This window comes from Clostridium sp. UBA2485 (assembly GCF_002341865.1).
GTDB lineage: Bacteria > Bacillota > Clostridia > Clostridiales > Clostridiaceae > Clostridium_J.
In genome coordinates, this window is record NZ_DDOV01000107.1 from 1 (window position 1) to 25,737 (window position 25,737).

A 25,737-nucleotide genomic window follows, 5' to 3' on the forward strand; every position below is an offset into this window, starting at 1 on the left:
CCAGTAGAATTAAAATCAAAAGACTTATTAAGATATAGTAGCTTTAATGAATTTATTAATTCTCATAATAAAAGTAAAAATAATAATGAAAATAATGAAATGCTATTGAATGAAAAAACCCCGTCTGAAGAGATGGCATCTGCATTTGAAAATTTAAAGACTTCATTAGCTGATGAGATACTTGAAAAAATAAAGTCATGTTCATTTGAGTTCTTTGAGAAGCTAGTAATAGAATTATTAATTAAGATGGGATATGGTGGTTCAAGAGAAGAAGCTGGAAGAGCCACTAAAAAAACAGGTGATGAAGGAATCGATGGGATAATAAATGAAGATAGATTAGGGCTAGATAGCATATATATACAAGCAAAAAGGTGGAAAGATACTATTGTTGGAAGGCCAGAAATTCAAAAGTTTTCAGGAGCGTTAGATACGCCAGGAGCAAGTAAAGGGATTTTTATTACAACATCAACTTTTTCAGAGCAAGCTAGGGAGTATGCTAAAGCAATAAATACAAAAAATATAGTTTTAATAGATGGAATGCAGTTAGCGCAATATATGATAGAGTTTAATGTAGGGGTTTCTACAGAGACAATATATGAAGTTAAGAAAATAGATACTGATTATTTTATTGAAGAGTAGAGATAACATTAGTTAATAGATGGGGAGTTATAGCTATGAATGTAGAAATAATATGGAGTAGAATAGTTGAAAATATAGGGAGAGAATTTATACAAATCAGAGGAAGAATATTCACATATGAACTGAAAGGAAGTTCTTCAATCAGACCCAATACAACAAATAGAATAATTTCAAAGTCACAAATTGAAAAAGCTTTAGAATTTGTACCTTTAGAAAATACTGCTAAAATACAGAATCTACAAGCTCCATCGTATATATATGCAATACTAATGGATGATAGAATCAGAAAAAATGATTGGTAAGATATTATATATGATAATAGAATCATTGTTAAGTATTAATATTATTATATTATTGAGTATATGTAAAAGTAACCAATAGAAATTTATGAGATAAGCTATACAAATTGTATTAAAATAACTAGATTTTAATCTTAATAATGTACTTATTTTAATACATAAACTTAAGGAGGATATCAATGTTAAAAACTTTTAATAAAAAACAAGATAAAGATGAAGAGAGCACATTTGCTTTATATTTACTATTTAATAAATCATTTGTTATAGATAAAGAAAAAGTAGCCAAGAGAATAGAAAAAATTAATAATGATAAGGTTTCGATAGAGCCTATATTAGGATTAGATGGAGATGAAGCCTTTTATAGTTATGTAACTATAGGTGATGACAAGTTTAGATTGGTAGGAATAGATTGTCCATTACCAGAAGAAATAAGTAGTTATACAATAAATTGTGGTTATGGTAAGAGGGAAGAATTAGAAGCAATGCGTAATCATAAGTATCATGTAATAGCTTTTTATGAGGGGACAAGTAGAGATAAAAATCATATTTTCAATTTATATTCTAAATTAGCATATGGATTTTTAGAGTATGAATTTTTAGGACTAGCTAATGGATATAGCTGGAATGTAGTAATACCAAGCTTAATAAAAGATATATCAGAGGATGAAAAAGTAAAAACTTTGTTAAGCATGCCATCCATGATGGTATGGAGAAATTTTATTAAGATTCCATACAATGAAGGTATTTGGTTTACTACAAAAGGAAATAACATATATGGAATTCCTGAGCTTGCTTTTTATGGTGCATTTGAAAATAGCCAAGAAGTATATAATACTTTTGAAGACATATTTTACTATATATATGATACAAAGGCAGAGGTACATATAGGCGATACAATGCAAATTGAAGAAGATGTATACTTGAAATTTAGAGAGGTATATGAGTTGCAAGATACACTTCAAGGTGAAGAAATTGATACTTTGGTAATTGAGAAAATAGCAAGTTCTGAAATAAATTAAAAAAGAGTAGCTATTAAAATTTTATTATTCATTAAATTGATAAAAATAATATAGAAAATAATGTTGACTTTGACGTCGTGACGTACTTTATACTTCATATTAAGGAGGGGGTATGAGTATGGAGCTTATAACAATTAGTGAAGTTTCAAAGAGTTTTAAAGTGTCTACTAGAACACTTCGTTATTATGAACAAATAGGGCTTTTGAAAAGTACTAAAAAAGAGGGGTATGCTTATAGAGCATATGATGAAGGAGCAATTTTACGCCTACAACAAATAATTGTTTTAAGAAAATTACAAATTCCATTGAAACAAATTAGTAATATATTAGAAGATGAAGATGCTGTTATAGCTATTGAAATATTTAAAAAGAATATATATGAGCTTAACAGCAAAATAAATGCACTATCAACGATAAAAGCAATATTAATTAACCTTATTGAGAAATTAGAAAAAAAGAAGGATATTCAAATACATCTTAATTTATTAAGTAATGATTCCATACTTAATATAGTTGATACCCTATCCTTATCAAATTTCGATTTTAAGGAGGAAAAATCAATGGAAGATTTAAACCAAGCAACAAAAAACTTAGAGGCCCTTGAAAATGTCAGGATTATTCATTTACCACCAAGTACAGTTGCTGCAAGTCATTATTTTGGAGAGAACCCAGAGGATAATGCTGGGAAACAGTTAGAAAAGTTTTTAAAGGAAAGTCATTTGTATGAAATAAAACCAGATGCTCGTGTTTTGGGTTTTAACCATCCATGCCCATCTAATGATAGACCTAATTATGGATATGAACTATGGGTTACAATTCCTGAGGATATGGATGTGCCTAAACCTCTTGAAAAGAAATATTTTAATGGTGGATTATATGCAGCACATATGATTACCTTAGGAAATTTTCATGAGTGGGGATGGTTATCTAATTGGGTTAATATTGATAATCCTAAATATGAAGCTAATACTATTGATGACAATGGTGAAGTTATGGGAGGATTACTAGAGGAACATCTAAATTATGTTTATCATTCACATCTTAATTGGCCAGAAAGTGATGAACATCAATTAGATTTACTGTTTCCAATAAAATTAAAAGAAAAAGAATAAAGTAAGCATATAAACAGTGAGATTTTATTTAAAGAAAATAACTATATGCCGTTCATGATACTAGTAAGTAAAAAAAGTCATTTAACATTAGGAACAGGTCGGATTGATATAATGAATAGATTAAGAGTAGTAAAAGAAAATAAAGCTAGATATGTATTAAAAACTAAAACTATAGAAGGATTAAAATATATTGAAACTTGTATCAAAAAATAAATTATAAATAAAAAGCTTAGTGTTAGTCAAACGCTAAGCTTTTTTATTTTATAAAGCCAAGTGTCAAATCTATAAGAAGAAAATATTACTTTGAGAACAAATGCATAAGAAAATAAGGATTGGTGTATTTTTGTAATACAAGCAGAAGATTATTTTAACTAATATTAAAGTCTTCTCTTACTAATTCAATAAACAACGACATTGCAGGGCTAACCCACTTGTTTTTATGATAAGCATATATTGCTGTAACTTTAGCATCAGAACAGCCAACGTTAAGTTCTTTTAACTTACTATTTTCAAGTTCTTCTTCTACTGTAAATCGAGGTAAGAACGAAATTCCCAAATTACTTGCAACACATTTTTTTATCGCTTCTATGCTCCCGAGTTCAATTGTGTTATTTAAGAATATATTCTTATCAAAAAAATAACTTTCAAGTATTTTCCGATAAATGGATTCAACTTCATTAATGATAAGGCTTGTATTTATTTTTTGATTTGGCTTACAAAAATCTAAATTTTCTTGTTCGAATAATGGCGAACAAATTAAAGCTAGATTGAAATCAGAAAGCTTAACAGTAGTTAAATTATCATTTTGACTTCCTACATCATACATTAAACCAAGGTCTACTTCACCATTCGATAAGATATTTTTTATAGCATAGCAATTGAGAGAAATTATAGAAAGTTTTACATTAGGAGCTTTTTCTTTGAACAAGCTCAATACAGTTTGTAATTTATAAGACATCAATGATTCTGCAACTGCAATTTTTAATTCTCCTGTAATATTCTCGCCATATTTACCAATACTCTTAATTTTTTTCACTGTATTAAGTAATTCATTTGCATAAGGTATCAATTCTTTTCCAAATGGAGTTAATACCATATTGCGACCAATTTTTTCGAATAACTTGATTGAAAGTTCCTGCTCTAACTGCTGAATTTGTGAGGTAACAGTGGATTGTGTATACCCCAATTTCATTGCAGCATTTGAAAAGTTACCTTCTTCAATAATACTTTTAAAGGTTTTAAAGTGTCTAATATCCATTTATTTCACCTCAATCTTTATATTAAGTTAATAATATATTGATAAAATCGAATTGTCAATTCGAATATATCAATTTTACAAATATATAGTTCCTTGATAGTATAAATTCATAGGCGCTATAAAATTGATTAAGTAAGTTTTGAGCATAACCTTATATCAATAAAAATAAATGAATTTACATAATAATATTTGCTAAAAAAATAGCAAGGATGTACTAGATTATAGGAGGAATAAAAAAATGAGAGATGTAGTAATAGTAAGCGCAGTAAGAACTGCAATAGGAACATATGGTAAAACTTTAAAAGATGTACCAGCAGTTGAATTAGGTGCAATAGTAATAAACGAGGCTGTTAAAAGAGCAAATATAAACCCTAATGAAATCAATGAAGTTATTTTTGGTAATGTACTTCAAGCAGGTTTAGGCCAAAATCCAGCAAGGCAAGCTGCTGTGAAAGCAGGATTATCTGTAGAAATGCCTGCATTTACAATTAATAAAGTTTGTGGATCAGGATTAAGATCTATAAGTTTGGCAGCTCAAATTATAAAAGCTGGTGATGCTGATGCTATTGTAGTAGGTGGTATGGAAAACATGTCTAGTGCACCATTTTTACTTGATAATGCAAGATGGGGACAAAGAATGGGACATGGTGAACTAGTGGATGAAATGATAAAAGATGGTTTATGGGATGCTTTCAATGATTATCATATGGGAGTAACAGCAGAAAATGTGGCAGAAAAATGGAATATAACAAGAGAAGAACAAGATGAGTTTTCACTTCTATCACAACAAAAAGCCGAAATAGCTATTAAGAACGGAGAATTTAAAGATGAAATAGTTCCTGTAGTAATTAAAACAAAAAAAGGTGAAATAATATTTGACCAAGATGAGTTCCCTAGGTTTGAAAATACTATAGAAGCATTAAAAAAGCTTAAGCCTATTTTTAAAGAAAATGGTACAGTGACAGCAGGAAATGCATCAGGACTAAATGATGGAGCAGCAGCATTAGTAATAATGAGTGCAGACAAAGCTAAAGCTCTAGGAATAAAACCACTTGCTAAAATTAGTTCCTATGGATCAGCTGGATTAGACCCAGCAATAATGGGATATGGTGCATTTTATGCAACAAAAGCTGCTTTAGATAAAATTAATTTAAAATGTGAAGATTTAGATTTAATTGAAGCAAATGAAGCCTATGCATCTCAAAGTATAGCCATAACTAAAGATTTAAATTTAGATATGAGTAAAGTTAATGTTAATGGTGGAGCTATAGCACTTGGACATCCTATAGGTGCATCTGGTGCACGTATTTTGGTAACATTACTACATGCTATGGAAAAAAGGGATGCGAAAAAGGGACTTGCTACTCTATGCATTGGTGGAGGCCAAGGAACTGCCTTAATAGTTGAAAGAGATTAATTATAATCATCAATTTAGAAAGAAGTGTGGAAAATGACTTTATTAGCAGAGAAAATAAAAAGTGCAGCACTGAAAATGGGATATGAAAAGTGTGGAATTATTAAGATCTCCCAAATTGATGGATATGAGGAAAAACTCAATGAAAGGATTAATCTCATTCCAGAAGCCAAAGGTTTTTATCAAAATCTTTATCGTTTTACACATTTACAAGATACTAATCCTTGGGCAAAATCAATTGTCATATGTGTAAGAAGATATGGAAAATATCATATTCCAGAACATTTAAAAGGTATGATTGCAAAATATTATTTAGTTGATATAAGAAAAGATGAGAACTCTAAAGATTTTCAAGATAGCTTAAAATTTGAAAAATATATGCAAGATTTGGGGCTTAGAGCAGAAAATGAGCGTAAGTTTGGTTTAACAGCATTACGCTGGGCGGCATTGAAAGCTGGACTTGGAATAGTTCGAAAGAATAACTTTTTTTACACTGAAAATGGCTCATGGCTATCTTTAGAGGCATGGCTCATTGATAAAGAGCTTGAAGCTATAGAAGTACCAAAAGTAAAAGTTTGCACTGAAGAGTGTAATCTATGCATAAAAGCTTGCCCTTCAAGTTCTTTATCCAAGCCATATACAATGAATCCTATGGCGTGTGTATCTTGTATAACTACATTTATGGGCAGGGATATGCCTAACGAAAAATACAGAGAACAAATAGGAAATTGGGTTTATGGATGTGATGTCTGTCAAGATGTTTGCCCTATGAATAAAAACCGTTGGAAGGAAACAGAAGAGTTTCCTAATTTGCAAGAATTAAGTCAACATATATCCTTAGAAAAAATTCTAAAAATGGATTATTCCTTTTTAGAAGAAGTAATGCAGTCTAAGTTTTGGTATATAGAAAAAGCTGATGTTTGGAAATGGAAAGTTAATGCTATTAACGCAATGGTAAATGACTACAAGGAGCAATATAGAGAATACATACTGTACGCTTGTAACGATAGCAATTCAAAGGTAAGAGAAATGGCTCAATGGGCAATTAAAAAATTGAATCTATAATAAGTGCTTTTTTGAATCAGCAGCGCATTATTTGAGAAATGGATTTGAAATATTTTTTACAAACAATTCTATTTAGGGATGAGATAAAAACTATATCACTTGCTACTGATACGGTGAAGCGTATCTGTGGAGAACCAAAATAAATAGAAGTGTTTAGAATATTTAAATTGAGCTAATGATATTAAAAGTATCATTGGCTTATTTTATAATTTTTTTGAGTAAAGGGTTGTTTTCAGTGAAAAAAGTTACTGATGTTAACAACTATATCTAATCTTTTAATAAAGAGAATTTTACATAAGTATTAGCGTTAGTGTAAGATTGAGAAGAAGGACCTATTGCAATAATGGAAAGTGAGCTACTATGAAAATTGATAGATTATTAGGTATATTAAATATATTAGTTAGTACAGAGAGGGTTACAGTACAAGAACTTGCAGAAAGATTTGAAGTTTCGAAGCGTACGGTTTTCCGCGATTTAGATACATTAAATAAATCAGGAATTCCTATAGTTACATATTCAGGTATTGGGGGAGGAGTATCAGTTGTAGAAGGATATAAATATAAAAAAAGTGTTTTATCTAAAAACGATATAAAAAATATTTTTACAGCGCTTTCTGGTTTTATGAGTATTAATAGGGATAATGACTTAATAAATTTAATGGCAAAAGTAATTCCAGAAGAAACAAGCACTATTTTTTCAGAAAGTGATTATTTAATTGATTTATCATCATGGTTTAAAGATAGCATTACACAGGAGAAAATTAGTGATTTACGTGAAGCAATAAAAAATCATAAGTGTATTTCTCTTGAGTATATTTCTAAAAGTTCAAGAAAAATTAGGATTATTCATCCATATAAACTTGTTTTTAAGCAGTCATATTGGTATTTATATAGCTTTTGTGAAGATAGTAATGGATTTCGCTTATTTAAGATTAACAGAATTGCTTCATATACAATTTTAGATAAAAATTTTGAATGTAAACCAATTGAAAAAATTGATTTAAAAAACGATTTTAGTTCTGCTTTATTTAATACTGAAGGATCAAAAACTATATATAATGTTACATTAGAATATGATAGAGTTAATGAATTTCTGTTAACAGAAAAAATCGATGCTAAATTTTTTAAAAGAGATGGGTATGAAGAAAAGGGATATATAATCTTTCAAGTAAGTGATTTAGACTGGACTGCAGGGTTAGTTATTAGTTTGATGGATAAAGTTAAAGTAATATCTCCAGCTCAATTGAAAGAAAAAGTAAAATTACAAATAAAAAATATGAGAGAGTTTTATAAAGATGACATATAGGTGTCATCTTTTTTAGCGTACAATAATCTAGGAAAGGATGTGTTGAATGATGAAAAAAGAAATACTTACATTTATTTTTGATGGTTATGCTGATTGGGAGAGTGCTTATATATGTTCTGAACTTAATGCAGCAGAAACAGATTATGTTGTTAAAATTTTAAGTTTTGACAAAGAACCTAAGATATCTATGGCAGGGTTTCATACTATTCCGGATTATTCTATAAAAGATTATCCGAAAGAATTTGCAATGTTAATATTAATTGGTGGTAATGCATGGATGAATGAGAAGAATAATGATATTAAACCTATAGTTGATTATGCAGTTGAGAATAATATTCCTGTCGCTGCAATTTGTGGTGCAACTTTTTTCATGGGTGAACATGGTTATTTGGATAAGAGAAAACATTCAAGCAATACATTAGAGTTTTTAAAAGTTCAAGCTCCACATTATAAAGGAGATAGTCATTATATTGAGAGACAAGCAGTTAGTGATGGTAATATTATTACTGCAAATGGAACGGCTACATTAGAATTTGCTAAAGAAATTATGTTATGTTTAAAAATTAAACCTATAGATAAGATTAATGAGTGGTATAAGTTTCATAAGCTGGGTAATTATCAATTATAATATATAATTAAGAAGTAAAAAGGGGGAATTTATTTGGATACTATGAATGCAATATTATCAAGGGTAAGTTACAGAGGGAAATATATGGATACTAAGGTTCCAAGAAATGATTTGAAGAAGATTATCGAAGCTGGGTTGGCTGCACCTTCTGGATGTAACAAACAGACAACAAGTTTAATTGGTATTGATGATGTAGAAATTTTAAATAAGCTACATAGCGTAATAACTCCATCTCTAGGTAAAACTGCACCTGCAATGATTTGTGTATTGACAAAAAGAATATATGCATATAGGGATAAATGTTATAATGTTCAAGACTATTCAGCAGCTATTGAAAATATGTTGCTTGCATGTGTTGAATTAGGATACCAAAGTTGTTGGATTGAAGGACATATAACTGATTCAGATAATATTGGAGGACAGATGGCGAAGATACTAAATGTACCAGAGGAATTTGAATTAGTTTGTTTCTTGCCTATTGGTGTTGCATCGGAAGTTTTTACTACAGCAAAAAAGAAAAGGTTTGAAGAAAGAGCTTGGTTTAATGGATTTAATAAAAATGGTTAAGAATTATGTTATAAAAATATAATCAAAACTTGAAGTTGAAATATTATTAATTATATTGTATATGGGAAAGTATAAACTTTTTTACTTATGGGTCGGTGAAGCGTACCATAAATAAGTGCTATTAGATAATTTTATTATAAGTAGAGGGATTATAAGAAATGAATAAAATATCATATAGAATGCCAACATTAATATAGTGCCATTCTTTAAATGAGTGTGCAAATTTATGTGAGGAATTGGGTTAAGATTTTATAGAAATAAATATGAATTATCACAATATCAAAAAATGGTATCAATATTAAAAGATTTGAAAAGATAATAGAGGATAAAAATATAAACAAATATATTTAAATAAAATATTGGGTTAGAGAAAAATACTCTAACCCAGTACACTTGAATAATTTATATATTTAATTTAATATACTAATTCTAACTTATTAATTCCCAAGGTGTATCCCATGAATTTTGTACTTTTGTATCTGGAGCAAAGCCTCGTGTCCACCATTTTGCTTTATAAATCTTTCCTTTATAACTAACTTTATCTCCGGCATTATAGCTTATATCAGGTTTCCATTGATCTTCAAGTGGCAATTGGGGAATTTCATCCTCAGAAGACTCTTCAAGTCCAGCATCAGTAATCTTATAAGTTATACTAGTATCTTTTTCTAATTCTAATTTATTTTATGTATTTGTAATTAACAATCTATTATCTGGTTCTCTGTGTTTTATTGTAATATAGTATCCAGGGTTAATATCAATATTTTTAATTAGTGATTCATTTGCTTTATTACCAATGAAGTCTTCGGTGTAAACAGTGTTTCCTTCAGCATCCCTAATTAAAATTGAAGCATAATTGTCTGTAAAGTAAACATGTGGTTCAACTTTTTCTATATTAATTTTAGCTTGTTTAGAGAATAAATCTAAGTTTAATTCTGCAAAAACCCAATCTCCTAAGCCTTTCAAAGTTATATTAAAGCTTTTACCTAAGTAAGGATTATTATTAGGTTTTGGTATATCATTTTCACTAATTTGTTTTAATTCATTTTTAGTAATTTGATATGAATTAGTAGCAGCTTTATTAAGTTCTAAATTCTTATCTTTATTAGTTATAAAAAGCCTATTAGAATATTCTCTGTGTTTAACAGTTAAATAATATCCCTCTTTTAAAGAAATATCTTTAACTACAGCATCATTTACCTCATTACCAATAAAATCTTTATAAAAAACTGTCTCGCCATAGCTGTCTTGAATTAAAATTGAAGCATAGCTATCATTAAAGTAATAATGAGTTTCAATATTTTCGATAGTAAGCTTACTAGTTAAATTCGTAAGATCAAGGTCAAGTTTTGCAAACTGCTTATCACTATATCCTTTAAAATTAAATGTAAAGATTGAGCCTTCATTTGGATTTTCTTTATTTATTGTGGAATTCGGTAAAAGATCTTTGTATTTTGCTAACATGTCACTTTTTAAAGGTTCTGCTAAAGCATCTATTGCCAGTTTTAGCTCTATTTTTGACTCTGCGCAATCACTTTCAGCCATCAGTTGTTCTGCATAAATTTTAGCTGCAAAACTATCAATTCTTCCAGCCAATTCTTGATTTAGGTTTTGGTTTAAGCTTTCGTTTTTTAGTCCTTGGCTAGTAACAATTAGTGTATTAGTCTAATTATTAGTAAGAGAAGTTTTATTGTCTCTAATTTTTAAACGAGAAGGTTCACGATGATGTAATTTAATTTTATATCCTTCCTTTAAAGTTTGACTACTATTTTCTAATACTGCATTTGTACCAGTAATTGATTTTGTATAAGTAACATTATTATTTTGATCTAAGATCTCAATTTTACCATACTGCTCATTTGGAAAATAATCATGTGGTGTCTTATTAAGAACTTTCACATTTAACTTTTGGTTTTCTAAGTCCACAGTAGCTGTAGCAAATAAATTATCAGATATTCCTAAAAAGTCTATTTCTTGATTTACTAAAGTATTTTTTGTTCGTAATTTATAATTTAAAGTTACATTATTATTAGATTCTTTAACCTTTAAATAATGATTATCAAGTGTATATGATTTATCTGAACTATTTGTATTATAAATAGTATAAATACCTATTGGCAGCTGACCTAAAGAAAGGGTTGGATTTGTAATAACAACTTTTTTAACTTCTTTATCCCCATTCATTATATAAAGAGTTTGATTTTTAATTTGATTAAAATCATCAATTTTAAAATTTAAGGTTACATTTCCTTTTAAGCCAGGGTATCTAAATCATCTGTGGTTATTAAAGATAAAGGAGTTTCAAGTTTAAGTGATTGTTGTATTTGAGAAACTTGGCTAGTAGGAACAACCTCATTTAATGGTGCAACAGGTTTATAACCTTTATATCTGTTTTCTTCCTTTTGCCAAAGGGTCATATCTCCTCCAAAGGATTCTATAACTGATGTAAAATCTAGTTTACTTATTTCACCATAAGCTTTACTGATTAAATCAAACTGTTTATAGTTAGATGTATTAAAATCAGAAGTATTCGCTAATTTACGATATTCTTGATTAAAATGAGTAAAACTATCATCTCCAGCTTTATCCTTCATAAGTATATATCCATATAGTTGTTCTCTTAATCCCCAGGTATTAAAAGCTGTTTTATCTTGATGCCAAAGTTTATTTACATTATAGTCAACAGTATCTTTTCTACCATAATCATATAACCATCCATTTGTAAAAATATTTACGTCTGGATCTTTTCTCTGAAGACTATGAGCATATATATTATTCCAAACTTCCCCTCTAGTGAAATCGTCTTGGTAACCATGGCCAATTTCATGTAAGGCTCCCCAACCTTTGGACAGCCAAAAGCTAGCTACTGAATCTGAAGTCTCTGCAGTATGATTTCCACCATAATAGCCACCACCAGGACCACTCTTGTCAGCTTTTATAAAATATTTATTAGGAACATTTTTATTAGTTTGAACATTTGTATTAAAACTAATTCCAGCTAACTTATTGTAATACTCAAATATTTCACGATAATAAAGAATTAACTTATCAATAGAAGAGAAATCTTTCATATTTTTCATGTAAGTTTTATCTTTTTGTGGAACTAATAATTGAAAATAATCATCTATTACTAAAGCAAAGGGAGCTGATGCTTTGTCCCACTCGCTGAAAAATGATTGCTCATTTTGCCCTCTTTTATAAATAGGCAAAGTCTGCATACTGCCAGTTACTCTATATTCAATTTTAGGTTTTTCACTATCACTATAAACTGTATCTACAAATGGAACGGAGCTATATGGAGTTGATATAGTAATTGATGTTTGGCTAAATGGTTTAGATGCCTCATGTTGATTATTATCATTTAATAATCTTACAGTTAAATTTCCTTTAAAATTAGGATTTACCTGTCTAATTGTTAACTGTACATTTGCAGGTAAAATTATACCTAAATCTTGTTTATCATGACTAAGTCCTTTAGAAAAACCAGTTTTTCTAAACCAAGTAGGATCTTCTAAGGTATAAAGTTCTTTTTGTTTTACTTCATCAGCATAAACATTTGTTGAAGTTCCAAATATAGCACAAATGAATAATACTTGAAACATTAAAAATTTCATAAAAGTTTTCATTAGTTTTTCCCCCTTTTATTATAGATTAAGTCTGTTAAATCAAATGAGTTTTAAAATAAAGCAATAAATCTAGAATAAATTTTTTAATATTTATTAACAGACATAAATTTTATATTAAAATTTAATTAAAAGCTTAATATACATATAATATATATCTACATAAAATATACTATTTTGTAATAATTAATTAAAATATGTAAATAAGTCGTGAAAAATGTTTATAGTAATTTCTAATTAAAGTTTATTATAAAAATATTTATTTTTCATTAAATTGGTATAAATGGTTATTATAATGTAATAAATAGACTTATTTAAGCAAAAAAGAGTATCCTATTTTATTAGTAAGATACTCTTTGTTATAAATCATATACTGTATATTTATTTTGATATAAGACCTAAATTTTAGTAGATAATAGACTTGTCCAATCTGTAGAATGCATCATAATAGAGATATAAATGCTAGTAAAAATATATTAATTCAAGGATTAAAAGACTTAAATATAAGTTTATGATTATATAAATGTAATAAAGTAGGTAGGAAGTATTCGAATTAACGCTCATAGATATAGTAGGTTGCGAGGGGGATGATGTGGGAAAATCTAAGAGTAATCTTCGTAGCATATCACTTTAGTCATGTGAGTTTCATAAAATAACAACTTTTGGGGTAAATAAATACTTGTTATTTATAAAAAATTGATATAATAGAAATAAAAAAATGTTACTCTTTACTAATTTTTAGTTAAGAGCAACATTCTTATTTTTAGTATAAATCGCTTATTTTTTGCTTTGATGTAGGAAATACAATATATCCTATTAATATAGAAATTACAGTTGGAACAAGCCAAGCAAAGCCTGATTCACCAAGAGGTATAAAATCTAGATTAATAAAAGGTATTATTCCAAGTATACCAAATACTAATGAAGTGTAAACACCAATTCGTACTGCTTTTATATTTTTTATGAATTTATCAGCTAGTGTAGTAAATATTAAAGTTATTGTTACTGGATATAGTACACTTAAAATAGGACCAGATATCTCAACAATGTTATCAACACCAAGAGACCCAATTACAATACTTATTATCGAAATTACAATTGCATTTATTTTATAAGGAAGTTTTCCATTTGATATTTTTTCGAAGAATGAAGAACCAGCAGCTAATAATCCAATGGAAGTTGTTAAACAAGCAAGTCCAATAGCAATACCTATCGTAGTAGAACCAAGATTACCTACTACAGATTTAGAGATTAATAATAATAAGCTTGTCTTAGATAAATTAGGAATTTCAAATCCACTTGTTTGAGCACCTAAAAACATTAAGCCACCATAAATGAATGCTAGGCCAATTATAGCAACACCGCCTGATTTAAGTGTCATAGGAAGAATTTCTTTTTCTGAATAGTTTTTTTCTCTAAGTGCATTTGTAATAATTGAGGCAAATAATAATCCAGCTAATGCATCCATAGTTTGATAACCTTCTATAAAAGAAAGCGATAATACAGAGGTTGCATCAGTATGAATAATATCTCCGATAGGAAAAAGTATTCCTTTTACGATTAAAAATGTTAATATAACTATTAATGCAGGAGTAAGATATTTACCTATAGTGTCAATTATAGAAGAACTTTTTAGTACAAATATTAAATTTATTCCAAAATATATTATCATTGAAACAAAAGGAGTAATACTAGGTAGTAAAGGGCTTATAGTTAATTCATGAGTGGTTGCAGCGGTTCTTGGGATTGCAAGCATGGGACCTATTGATATAAATAATATTGTGGTAAAAATTAAAGCAAATTTTGGACCTATTTTAGATGCCATTGATTCAAAGGTACCATCACCTTTTGTCGTAGAGATTATAGCAAGAAGTGGTAGGCCAACCCCAGTACATACAAATCCAATAACTCCTAAAATATATTGGTCGCCCACCATATTACCTAAAAATGGGGGGAATATTAAATTACCAGCACCAAAAAACATGGCAAATAAAGCAAAACCTACTATAATTACATCTTTCGTATTTTTCTTCACAATGGTTTCCTCCTTAAATTTGTTTTAAACATTATAATATTAATTGCTATTTTTATCAAGCAACCATCATTTTTAGTTGTTAATACAATGTTAACATATTGTTAATAAATAATACCCAAATAGTTAATTGTTGAATTAGATTTATGTATTTTTCTTAAAAGAAGTAAAATTAAAAGTAAAGTTAGCTTGACTTTAATTATAAAATGCTATACAATAAAAAAAGTAAAGCTAGCTTTACTTACTATGCATATAATATTTGCCTTAAGGGTAAGTTATAATTAAAAATGTAAAGTTAACTTTACTTTAAAGGAGGCATATATATTGAAAAATATTATTAAAGAACTAAGAAAAGAGCGAGGAATGATACAGGAGGAGCTTGCTAAACTTTGTTCTGTAAGTAGGCAAACTATAGTTTCTTTGGAGAATGGTAAATATAATCCATCTATTTTTTTAGCTCATAAGATAGCAGTTATATTTGATACAACAATTGAAAAAGTATTTATATTTGAGGAGGATTAATGTTATGAATTATATGAAAAAAAATCTATATTTCAACATTGGAGCTTTTATCTTAGGTGCTATATTTCTATTTTTAGCTTTAGTTATCTATAATAATTCATCTTTATTTGGCGGCGGAGTTGCATTCACGCTAGTAGGGTTGTTGGGAATTTTTCAAAGTTTAAAATTTATGAAAACCCCAGAAAAATGTGAAGAGATAGAGCTTGTTAAGAATGAAGAAAGAACTGTGTTTATAAGAGAAAAAACTAATAGTAAGGTATATAGCGTTTTCGTTTATATTGAAAGTTTTGGGTGTTTCATAACAGGAGTTTTAGGGTATAGAACTACAACTATGGTTTTGGCATTTCTTTTAATTGGTAAGATGATAGCTTGGTTTATTATTGGTACAAAAATTGCAAATGAAAATTAATAATATATGCTATTTAGAAAATATTTTGAGCTGTAAGAATAGACACATAGAAAAGTATGAATAAAACCTAACACATTGTCTTATGCAAGATATACTAGCTACCATACCACAAAATTTCTACAGAAAGTTTTATATGATATAAGTTGAATAAAAATACCTGCTAATGCAGGTGTTTCTGTTTTCAAAAAATTAAAAAAATTCACAAATTAGAAAAATGTTTATTAACTTAAAGCAACCTATATTATACCTGCTATGGTAAATTGCATGAAATTCCACAATAGAAATTTGACTTATACACGATTTAAACTTTTTTATGAATGCAAATTAAGAATTAGATATGAAGAATTATGATTAAAACTCCATTACTAAAGCTTTTGGAGTTCTTTAAAAATAAATTTTATTTTAAGAAATCCACTTTTAGTGAATTTCTTTCTGTAAGTGTTGAAATTACTGATTTAATTAATGTTGCAGTAGTAAAAATATCGTATCATAATCAATATGAAGTATATGCTATAATTGTTAATATATTGAACACAGGAGTTATGGAAAAGGAGTTAATAAAATGAGTGATAATAGGAAAGTCTTTGTTCTAGGTGCGGCTAGAATTGGCTATGAGGCAGCAAAGTTACTGGCTAGTAAAGACTATGACGTTATTGTTAATGATGCTAAAACTGATCAAAACATAAAGAAAATAAATGAGTTACAATCATTGGGTGTTAAAATTGTTCTAGGAAGTCATCCTGAGGATTTATTTGACAGTACTTTTGAAATGATAGTTAAGAATCCAGGTATTTCAAATTCACATAAATATATAGAAAAAGCACATAAATTTAATGTACCTGTTATCAATGAAATGGAATTAGCTTTTCACTATTTTTAAAAAGACATTACAATTATTGGCGTTACAGGAACTAATGGTAAAACAACTACAACAATATTGATTTATGAATTCTTAAAAAAGGCATCAAAGAGCGTGTTTTTAATGGGTAATATAGGATATCCAGCGTGTTCTTTTGTGTCTAAATTAAAGAATAAAGACATTGCTCTCATGGAAGTGTCAGATCATCAGCTATGTAATGTGCTAGATTTTAAAACAAATATATCGGTTTTAACTAATTTATCAGAAGCCCACCTTGATTTTCACGGTTCATATGAGATTTATAAAAACATGAAAAAAAGGATTTTCAATCATCACACTAAAAGTGATATAGCAATTCTTAATTTAGATGATAAAGAAGTGATTGGCTTAACAAATAATATAGAATCTAATAAAAGATATTTTTCATATAGTTCTGTAAATAAATTAGGTTGTTCAATAATTGATGGTTATATTTGCTATAATAATGATAAAATAATAGCTTTGGATGAAGTAAAAATCAAAGGAAGGCATAATTACGAAAACGCTATGGCAGCTATTGCGGTTGTTAAAGAATTAGGCGTAGATAATAGTGTTATCCTTAGTGTTTTAAAAGCTTTTGGCGGAGTAGAGCATCGAATGGAATATGTTAAAACCATAAACAATATAGATTTTTACAATGACTCTAAAGCTACCAATATAAAGTCAACCCAAATGGCTTTAGCATCATTTGTAAAACCAACAATATTATTATTGGGCGGCTTAGATAGAGGACATAGCTTTGCTGAACTCAAGGATTATTTAATAAACGTAAAACTAATTGTAGCCTATGGTGAAGCAAAGATGAGGATAAATAATTTCTCTATGGAGTGTGGTATTCCTTGTAAAGTCGTTAATACCTTAGAAGATGCAACAGAGATAGCTTATAGTTCATCAGATGAAGGATATGTTGTTCTTTTGAGTCCTGCATGTGCTGCTTGGGATCAATTTAAAAATTTTGAGGCTCGTGGGAATATGTTTAAAGAGTACGTAAATAAATTATAGAGTCGTAAAATTTTATTTGTATTAAGTTTATGTTTATATGGAATCATATTCATATATAGATAAATAATTTTAATTTATTTGAAGTAAGTAAAAAGTTTAATATAGGTAAGTTAAAAGGTTAGAGTATTATTTTATTAAGAGTTATAATATAAAATATAGAAATGGAGGCAAGTGTATGACATCATTTTTAGTTATATCTCTAATAATAATCTTTTTAACAAGCTTTTCGCTATATAGGATAAAAAATGATACTTCAAAGGTTGTTAGTCTGGTACTATCCTTTGTTGGAATTTTAGATTTTATTATCATGATGATTCTAATACTTATTTTCAAAAAATAATTATATTGTAAAAATAAATAGTTAAGAAACCAATTACATATAATAACTTATTATAAACTAAGTGAGGTAATGAAATATGAGCAACATAAAATATATTAATAATGAACAAGCAGAAAAACTAATAGAAAAAAATGATGAACTATTAATTTTAGATGTTAGAAGTGCTAATGAATTTAAGGAAAGTAGAATTTCTAATGCCATAAATATTCCTGTAGACGAATTAGAGGGAGAAATTTATGAATTAGAAGATTATAAAGATAGGCCAATTCTTGTTTATTGTAAGGCTGGATCTAAAAGCAGTGTGGCTTGCAGCTTAATGGAAGAAGAAGGGTTCAGCAAGCTTTATAATTTAAGAGGCGGAATATTAGATTACGAAGGACCAATAGTGAACAAATAAAATATAAATTTATTATACCCTTTTAGTAGATACAAAATTAAAAACCAGTATCTACTAAAAGGGTATATTTTATTTAAGATTGGATTTTATATATCAACTTAATTTAATGTAAATATTAAATTTACAATAATTTTTTTGATATATATTAAATTTATTTTTAATTTACTTTTAACTATTTGTAAATTTTTACTTAAAGTCAAATAATATCAAATTTTTTAGTTGAAATAAACCAATTCATAAAATAGAATGAAAGTATTATATTTACATTTATTCTATTTTGAGGAGGGGTCTTATGGTAAGTAAAAAAATTAGAACGTTAAGTATTGTTACATCAGCTATGGTTATTTTTTCGTCTGCAAGCGGGGTTAAAGCTTATGCAAGGATTGAGCCCAATATAAATAGTGACAAGAATATCTCAATGAATGAAAAGGCTTTAAATGAAAAAGATAATATAAATAGCATAATAAAAGATATGAAATTTGAAAAAGTGGATTTAAAAGAGCAAGATCAAGAAGAAGTAGTAAGAGTTATAGTTGAAGTAGAAGGAAAATCTGCGGTGGACATGTCTGCTAATGGAGGGAAGATAAATCTTCAAGATGTCAGCAAAATAAAAAATGATATTAAAAGTATACAAGCGAAAGCTAGTAACTTACAAGGTGCTAAAATAAGGCATAGTTATGGAACACTAATAAATGGATTTAGTATGGATATAAAGAGAAAAGAGATGAATCCATTAAAGAAAATATCTGGTGTAGTTAGCGTTAAGGAAGCCAATGTTTATTACTTAGACATGACTAATGCTAAAGATATGACTCAAGTTTATACTGAATGGAGTAATTATGGATATAAAGGAGAAGGAACAGTAGTTTCCATAATAGATTCAGGTGTAGATCATACTCATAAAGATATGAGGGCACCTCAAGATCCATCAAAAAATAAATTGAATGAATCAAAAGTTAGAGAATTAGTAAAATCAGGTGCATTAGAAGCAGGACAAAGTTGGTTAGATAAAACAGCTGTGAAAGGATATTATACTGATAAAGTCCCATTTGGATTTAATTATTCAGACGATAATGAACAAATTATAGATATCCAATATGATGCTTCAATGCATGGTATGCATGTTGCTGGAATTGTAGCAGCTAATGCCAGTGATGAAGATATGAAAAAGATGGAAGGGATACAAGGAGTAGCTCCCGAAGCACAACTGTTAGGAATGAAAGTATTTTCTAATGGACCACGTCCAAGTGCCTATACAGATGATGTTGTTGCAGCGATAGAGGATTCAGTATTAATAGGAGCTGATGTTATAAACATGAGTCTAGGATCTGCAGCAGGTTTTGTAGATGTCAATGATGCAGAACAAAAGGCTATAAAAAAAGCTTCAGAGGCAGGGGTTGTAGTTGTAGTTTCTGCTGGAAACTCTTCCTATCAAACAGCACCATATAATGACCCTAATGTAAAAGATATTAGTACAGCAGGGGCACCAGCATTAGCTAAAGATGCATTTATGGTGGCGAACTATAATAATTCACTTATGACTCTTCCATCTGTAGGGTTATGTGATAAAGATGGAAATCCTATAAAAAATGAAGATGGACAAGTGGTAAGATTCCCATATGCAGAACACACAATTAAAATGGATAATGGCTTTATGCTAAAAGATATAGTAAATTGCAATCTTGGCGAAGTTAATGATTTTACTGGAATAGATGTTGGAGGAAAAGTTGCTCTTATAAAAAGAGGAAATATATCCTTTGCTGAAAAGATAACCAATGCTCAAAAAGCAGGAGCTAAGGCTATAATAATGTATAACAATGAAAGTGGCGAAGATAGCTTAATTAATATGGCTGAAGATCCAGCAGTTAAAATACCTGCCATATTTGTAGGAAATACTCTAGGTAAAACTGTAGCAACAAGCATAGCTAATGACAATCCTTATACAATAAAAGTAGGTGCAGGAGCTATGTTTTTACCTAATGAGGGAGCAAATGATTTTGCGTTAAGTACTTCTTGGGGATGTGCACCGGATTTATCATTTAAGCCGCAAATATCAGCACCAGGTGGAAGTATATATTCAACTCTTAATAATAATGCTTATGGAAATATGTCAGGAACATCTATGTCAGCACCACATATATCTGGAGCAATGTCAATTATAAGAGAAGCATTAAAGAAAGATTTACCAACTATTAATGGTAAAGATAGCGTAGAATTTGCAAAGATATCTGTTATGAATACAGCAAAACCTCAGTATGAAACTCCACAGGCAGGAATGGAGGCTAGACCTTTCTCTCCAAGAAGACAAGGAGCAGGTATGCTTCAATTAAATGAGGCTGTAAGAAATAGGATTAATATAACTCATAACGGAGAAGCATCTGTAGCATTAAAGGAAATTAAGTCAGATAAAGTATCCTTTGAGTTAGATGTTAAAAATTATGGAAATAATGATGCAACTTATATATTAGGAGTTGAAGGCGGAGTATTAACAAATAATGTTCAAAATAATGTTGCACAAATAACTCCATATGATGATGTATTGCCACAAGATAAAGCTAACTTAAGCTTTAGTGATAAGGAAATTACTATAAAAGCAAATAGTTCAAGAAAAGTTACAGTTACATTATCATTAAAAGATGTAAGTTCAGAGAGCTTTATTGAAGGCTTTGTAAAAATTACTTCTAAAGATGAAAAAGAAAATCCAAACTTATATGTACCTTTTATGGGATTCTATGGAGATTGGTCTAAAGAAAGAGTAATAAGTGATTGGAGATGGGAGAATCCAACAAGTTTTCCAGCTATGCTTAGCCTAAATTCAGGTATAGCATCTCAGGTTCAAGGAAGTTATGTATATTTAGGAGAAGAGGATAATGGAAAATTAATTGATGCGGTAATTTCACCTAATGGAGACGGTAATTTTGACACTGTTGTTCCTGTATTATACAAGTTAAGAAATATAAAAACTGCAAGAACAGAATTAATTGATAAAGATGGAAAAATCCTAGGTGAAGTTGGATATCAAGATAATATGAGGAAACAAGTATATAGTAGCCCTGATGGAAGAGGAAAGGGTGCTTATTTATATCCAGACCTAGCTTGGGATGGAACTTATTATGATGTTTCTAAAGGAAGCAAGGTTGTACCTAAGGATGGAGAGTATTCTTTAAGATACAATTTCTATGTGGATTTACCAAATTCTAAACCACAAAAATATGATATTCCTGTAATAGTTGATACAGAAATTCCAGAGGTTAAAGTACTATCTAGTAAAGCAACTGATAAAAAAGAATATAAACTAGAGTGGGAAGTTAAAGATTATTCTGGTGTTTCCTCATATGATGTGACTCTTAACAAAAAGAAAATACCAAATAAAGATATAGTTTTTGATGGAAATAAATATAGTGTTAATTTAAATTTAGTTGAAAATGAAGTTAATGATATTTCTATAGTAACTGTAGATAAGGGACTTAATGTTGCAATAACTCCATTTACTGTTAAGCATGGTGTTGTAGAAAATTCTATAGTGACTTTTGATAATATAGACCCAAAAGCAGTGGAATGGAATGAAACTGTTTTTGATAGTAATGGATTATATGAGATTAAGGGAAGGGTAAGTAAACCACTAAATAAGTTACAAATAAATGGAGAAGATGTAACTATAAAAGAAAATTTAACTTTTAAGTATACAGTAAATAAAGCTAAACTAAGAGAAGGTACTAACAACTTAAGAGTTTATGCGGAAAATCTTGATGGAACTATAGCTTCAGTGAAAATAACATCAACTGAGCAAGCTTTGGCAGATTATGCTATTAAAATTTTCTTAGATACAGAGGATCCAGTTATGAATTTAACATCTCCTACAGTAAGTGAAAATGGAGAAATATTAATTGGTAAAGATAAAAATTATGTAGATCTACAGGGATGGGTTGGAGATAGTGGATTTGGATATACTTTCTATATAAATAATAAAGTTATTAAAAAAGTAACAGTAGAAGGAGAATATGGAGTAGACAAATCAAGATATGACTTTAATGAAAGAATAGAAGTTAAAGAAGGGGATAAAATACAACTTAAAGTTGAAGATATGATGGGACATGCAGTTACAAAAACTTTAACTGTTAAGAAAAGTCAAGGCCCTAATTTAACTGTAACAGGCATAGAAAGTGGAAAAGCCTATAGATCGATTAGACCAAAGGCTACAGTTGATAGGAAAGTAAAAGTTAAAGCCACTTTAAATGAAAAACCATATACTATGGGTACTCTAATTTATAAAGAGGGGGATTATGAACTTAAAGTTACAGCTACTGCACCTGATGGAACTTATACAGAAGAAGTAATTAAATTTAAGATAGATAGAACAGCTCCAGTGGTAAATATAAAAAATATTGAAAATAACAAGGTGTACAATATAGACATAGTTCCAATAATAGAAGCCGAGGAAGGTGCTATAATAACAGCTACACTAAATAGAAATCCTTATGAACTAGGAACTCCTATTGGAGGCACTGATGGAAGTTATGAATTAAAAGTTACCGCTACTGACGAAGCAGGCAATACAAGTAGTACTACTGTGAAATTCAAAATAAAGAAAGCGGGAACAGAGCCTAAGGTCTATGGCATAGATAAGGATAAAAAATATTATAGTTCAAATGTTTCTCCTAGAATAACAGTAGGTTCAGGAGTAGATCTAGAACTTACATTAGACGGAAACCCATATAAGAGTGGAACAACTATATCAGAAGAAGGAGAACACACATTAAGAATAAAGACCACAGATGGATTAGGAAATGTCTTTACTGATGAGTATAATTTCATTATAGATAAAACTCCTCCTACAATAAAAATTGCAGGCGTAGAAGATAAAGGAGTTTACAATAAAGATGTAATTCCTAATATAACTACTTCTGAAGAGTGCAAAATAACTTTAACTTTAAATCTCAGAAGCTATGAAATGGGAACACCTATAACTGACAATGGAAATTACAGATTAAAAGTAGTTGCAGTAGATAATGCAGGTAATAAGGAAACTATAACTATAAGATTTTCCATAGATAAAAGCAAAAATAATAAAGAAGATAATGGAAAGAATCCTATAGAAGAAAATGTGGAAGATAAAATAGAAGAGAAAACAGAAGATAAAGTAGAAGAGAATGTAAAAGATAAAACAGATTCCATAGAAATTGCAGAATAAGATTAATTAAAATATTACTGGATAGCAGCTATCCAGTAATATTTTTTTATTTTAAATTTACTATTTTGATAGAATTGATCTTAATTGAAGCGAAGTATATAGTGTAAGGTAAAAACAAGCTTGTTTAATAGAAGGAGTAAAAAATGAGAATTTCTGATAAAAATTTTATAAATCAGCTAAAAATGAAAAATGAAGAAGCCATAGAATATGTTCTAGACAACTATGGGTGGATTATTAAGGCTACAGTAAGAAAACATTTGTATAACTTAGTTGATCATCAAGAAGAATGTATAAATGATATACTTTTAGCCATTTGGAATAACATAGATAGTTTTGATGAAAGTAGAAGTGAATTTAAGAACTGGTTAGCTGGAGTTGCAAAGTATAAAGCTATCGACTATAAGAGAAGATATTTAAAAAATTTGGAATATGACAATATAGAAGATTTAAATATCAGTGTAGAAGATTCTGCTCATAAGGAGCTTACCTCAAAAGAATTAAATGAGGATTTAGAAGAATTATTAAATTGTTTAAAGGAAGAAGATAGACAACTTTTCATTAAATTATATGTGGAAGAAAAAGATATGAATGAGGTAAGTAAGGAAACAGGACTTAAAAAAGACGTAATCTATAACAGACTGTCTAGAGGAAAAATAAAAATAAAAAATTATTCAAAATTGTAGAAAGTAGAGGATAGTATTATGGCAAAGAATATATATGATATGTTAAATAATAACTCAATAAATTTAGAGGAATTAGAAAAAGAAGACTTTAATGATATTGAAAAGAGAAGAATAAAAAAGAAATTTATGAAAACCATTCATAAGAATAAGAATAAAAGAAACAAAGGGGTTGCAGTAGCAGTAGCAGCAGGGGTACTAGCGGTTACATTGTTTGGAACTAATATTGGAAATGAGGCAGTAGCAAAGATAAGATTAATGGCCTTTGATATAGGCAATTACTTAGGGACTAATAAAGATTTATCAGATTATAAAACTATAGTTGGTAAGACTATAACTAAAGATGGAGTAACAATCCAATTAAATGAAGTTATCCTAAATAAGGATGAATTAATTGTTTCCACAACTTTAAAGTTAGACACTAAATTAGGAGAACCTGGCCTTATAAGAACAGCAGAAACTGTTTATATAAATGGTAAGAATATATTTGGTGGAGCAGGTGGTTCATCTAAACAAATAGATGATTATACCATGGAGGATGTAATGTCCTATAAATTGAATGAAGAGATTCCAAGCGGGGATTTAAATGTAAAGATAGAATATGAAAATGCATATATTGATGGAGTAGAGAAAAGAAAAGGACCTTGGTTATTTGAATTTAAAACTAATGGAGATCAGTTAGCTATAGAGACAACAGAAAGGAATATAGATTATGATTTTAAATTAGAAAATGGCAATAAAGTAATATTAGAAAAATACACTAGTAATGCAGTAGGACAAAAAATTTATTATTCAGTAGAGGGTAAAGGAGACTCATATAATATTGAATTAAGAGGAAAAGATGATTTAGGAAATGAAGTTAGGTTTAATCTTACAACAGAATCTTCTGGGAAAGGAATAATGAAGGGATTTAAAATTTCAGATGATGCAAAGACATTAACACTTACGCCTTATGCAGTAGCTTTCCCTAAAGAGAGTGGAAAAATGAGTAACGATTTCAAACAGGTAGGAGAGGAATTTACTATTGAAATAAATAAGTAAAATTAATTTTAGATTGATTGGGTGCTGATTAGTACCCAATTTTTTATGGACTTTAATTTATTAAATTTGCAAGTATGTCAAATATAAAATAAACTTTTTATTATAATAGAGGTGTTTAATTAATGAAAAATTAACTTTAAGAAAAATATTAATATCCTTATAATGAATTAGTTTTTACGAATTTTTAATTTGAAAATATTGACAATAGAGTATGAGTAAATTACAATCAATTTAGATGTAATTTTAAAGTGATTTTTAAAATACATCTAAAGATTTTAAATTCGATGATAGATAATAAGG

General features: G+C 28.8%; 22 protein-coding genes and 1 pseudogene. 20 read left to right on the forward strand and 3 right to left on the reverse strand.

Features of this window, described 5'->3' with window-relative positions; translation table 11 throughout:
- From B3603_RS19810 to B3603_RS19830, 5 genes are all read left to right on the forward strand, one after another.
- Nucleotides 1-639, forward strand: a 639-nt coding sequence (locus B3603_RS19810; RefSeq protein WP_291568160.1) for a restriction endonuclease, incomplete at its 5' end; no start/stop codon positions are given.
- A 35-nt stretch (nt 640-674) separates the two neighbouring features.
- Nucleotides 675-941, forward strand: a complete 267-nt coding sequence (locus B3603_RS19815; protein WP_291568162.1) for a hypothetical protein — start codon at nt 675-677, stop codon at nt 939-941.
- Between the two features lie 176 nt (nt 942-1,117).
- Nucleotides 1,118-1,957 carry a DUF4261 domain-containing protein gene (locus B3603_RS19820; RefSeq protein WP_291568164.1) on the forward strand — a complete coding sequence of 280 codons (840 nt, stop codon included), beginning with the start codon at nt 1,118-1,120 and terminating at the stop codon, nt 1,955-1,957.
- 118 nt (nt 1,958-2,075) lie between these two features.
- The gene (locus tag B3603_RS19825) at nt 2,076-3,068 is read left to right on the forward strand and encodes an effector binding domain-containing protein (RefSeq protein ID WP_291568166.1); all 993 of its coding nucleotides are present in this window, start codon (nt 2,076-2,078) and stop codon (nt 3,066-3,068) included.
- A gap of 45 nt (nt 3,069-3,113) precedes the next feature.
- Nucleotides 3,114-3,281, forward strand: a complete 168-nt coding sequence (locus B3603_RS19830) for a hypothetical protein (protein WP_291568183.1) — start codon at nt 3,114-3,116, stop codon at nt 3,279-3,281.
- Between the two features lie 154 nt (nt 3,282-3,435).
- Here B3603_RS19830 and B3603_RS19835 read toward each other — a convergent pair whose 3' ends face one another.
- Nucleotides 3,436-4,326 (reverse strand): LysR family transcriptional regulator, encoded by an 891-nt coding sequence (locus tag B3603_RS19835; protein WP_291568185.1) that lies wholly within the window; start codon nt 4,324-4,326, stop codon nt 3,436-3,438.
- 238 nt (nt 4,327-4,564) lie between these two features.
- On the opposite strand from B3603_RS19835, the gene B3603_RS19840 reads away from it, so the two are divergent.
- The 5 genes from B3603_RS19840 to B3603_RS19860 all read left to right on the forward strand — a co-directional run bounded on the left by B3603_RS19840 (nt 4,565) and on the right by B3603_RS19860 (nt 9,305).
- Complete coding sequence (locus B3603_RS19840; RefSeq protein ID WP_291568187.1) at nt 4,565-5,743, forward strand: acetyl-CoA C-acetyltransferase; 1,179 nt, start codon at nt 4,565-4,567, stop codon at nt 5,741-5,743.
- Nucleotides 5,744-5,776: 33 nt separating this feature from the next.
- On the forward strand, nt 5,777-6,805 hold the full coding sequence (locus B3603_RS19845) for an epoxyqueuosine reductase (RefSeq protein ID WP_291568189.1): 1,029 nt from the start codon (nt 5,777-5,779) through the stop codon (nt 6,803-6,805).
- A 360-nt stretch (nt 6,806-7,165) separates the two neighbouring features.
- Nucleotides 7,166-8,110, forward strand: a complete 945-nt coding sequence (locus B3603_RS19850; RefSeq protein WP_291568191.1) for a helix-turn-helix transcriptional regulator — start codon at nt 7,166-7,168, stop codon at nt 8,108-8,110.
- Between the two features lie 49 nt (nt 8,111-8,159).
- Nucleotides 8,160-8,738 carry a type 1 glutamine amidotransferase family protein gene (locus B3603_RS19855; protein WP_291568192.1) on the forward strand — a complete coding sequence of 193 codons (579 nt, stop codon included), beginning with the start codon at nt 8,160-8,162 and terminating at the stop codon, nt 8,736-8,738.
- Nucleotides 8,739-8,780: 42 nt separating this feature from the next.
- Nucleotides 8,781-9,305: a nitroreductase family protein gene (locus B3603_RS19860; protein ID WP_291568277.1), complete on the forward strand. Its 525-nt coding sequence runs from the start codon at nt 8,781-8,783 to the stop codon at nt 9,303-9,305.
- A 429-nt stretch (nt 9,306-9,734) separates the two neighbouring features.
- Here the strand turns inward: B3603_RS19860 and B3603_RS23170 are convergent.
- Both B3603_RS23170 and brnQ read right to left on the reverse strand, forming a co-directional pair.
- Nucleotides 9,735-12,928 (reverse strand): annotated as a pseudogene (locus B3603_RS23170) (putative mucin/carbohydrate-binding domain-containing protein).
- 760 nt (nt 12,929-13,688) lie between these two features.
- The gene (brnQ, locus tag B3603_RS19880; RefSeq protein WP_291568199.1) at nt 13,689-14,960 is read right to left on the reverse strand and encodes a branched-chain amino acid transport system II carrier protein; all 1,272 of its coding nucleotides are present in this window, start codon (nt 14,958-14,960) and stop codon (nt 13,689-13,691) included.
- A 321-nt stretch (nt 14,961-15,281) separates the two neighbouring features.
- Between brnQ and B3603_RS19885 the strand changes: the two genes are divergently transcribed.
- The 10 genes from B3603_RS19885 to B3603_RS19930 all read left to right on the forward strand — a co-directional run bounded on the left by B3603_RS19885 (nt 15,282) and on the right by B3603_RS19930 (nt 25,437).
- On the forward strand, nt 15,282-15,479 hold the full coding sequence (locus tag B3603_RS19885; protein WP_291568200.1) for a helix-turn-helix transcriptional regulator: 198 nt from the start codon (nt 15,282-15,284) through the stop codon (nt 15,477-15,479).
- Nucleotides 15,480-15,483: 4 nt separating this feature from the next.
- A complete protein-coding gene (locus tag B3603_RS19890; RefSeq protein WP_291568202.1) occupies nt 15,484-15,888 on the forward strand; it encodes a hypothetical protein in 405 nt (134 codons plus the stop codon).
- Between the two features lie 347 nt (nt 15,889-16,235).
- Complete coding sequence (locus B3603_RS19895) at nt 16,236-16,454, forward strand: hypothetical protein (protein WP_291568204.1); 219 nt, start codon at nt 16,236-16,238, stop codon at nt 16,452-16,454.
- On the forward strand, nt 16,451-16,768 hold the full coding sequence (locus B3603_RS19900) for a hypothetical protein (RefSeq protein WP_291568206.1): 318 nt from the start codon (nt 16,451-16,453) through the stop codon (nt 16,766-16,768). The genes B3603_RS19895 and B3603_RS19900 overlap by 4 nt, the downstream gene beginning before the upstream one ends.
- A 15-nt stretch (nt 16,769-16,783) precedes the next feature.
- A complete protein-coding gene (gene murD / locus B3603_RS19905) occupies nt 16,784-17,788 on the forward strand; it encodes a UDP-N-acetylmuramoyl-L-alanine--D-glutamate ligase (protein WP_291568279.1) in 1,005 nt (334 codons plus the stop codon).
- 175 nt (nt 17,789-17,963) lie between these two features.
- Nucleotides 17,964-18,128: a hypothetical protein gene (locus tag B3603_RS19910; RefSeq protein ID WP_291568208.1), complete on the forward strand. Its 165-nt coding sequence runs from the start codon at nt 17,964-17,966 to the stop codon at nt 18,126-18,128.
- 76 nt (nt 18,129-18,204) lie between these two features.
- Nucleotides 18,205-18,525, forward strand: coding sequence for a rhodanese-like domain-containing protein (locus B3603_RS19915; protein ID WP_291568210.1), 321 nt, complete (start codon nt 18,205-18,207; stop codon nt 18,523-18,525).
- Nucleotides 18,526-18,817: 292 nt separating this feature from the next.
- The gene (locus tag B3603_RS19920; RefSeq protein WP_291568211.1) at nt 18,818-23,716 is read left to right on the forward strand and encodes a S8 family serine peptidase; all 4,899 of its coding nucleotides are present in this window, start codon (nt 18,818-18,820) and stop codon (nt 23,714-23,716) included.
- 143 nt (nt 23,717-23,859) lie between these two features.
- Nucleotides 23,860-24,399: a sigma-70 family RNA polymerase sigma factor gene (locus B3603_RS19925; protein ID WP_291568213.1), complete on the forward strand. Its 540-nt coding sequence runs from the start codon at nt 23,860-23,862 to the stop codon at nt 24,397-24,399.
- 18 nt (nt 24,400-24,417) lie between these two features.
- The gene (locus B3603_RS19930; RefSeq protein ID WP_291568215.1) at nt 24,418-25,437 is read left to right on the forward strand and encodes a DUF4179 domain-containing protein; all 1,020 of its coding nucleotides are present in this window, start codon (nt 24,418-24,420) and stop codon (nt 25,435-25,437) included.
- Nucleotides 25,438-25,737: the final 300 nt, after the last annotated feature.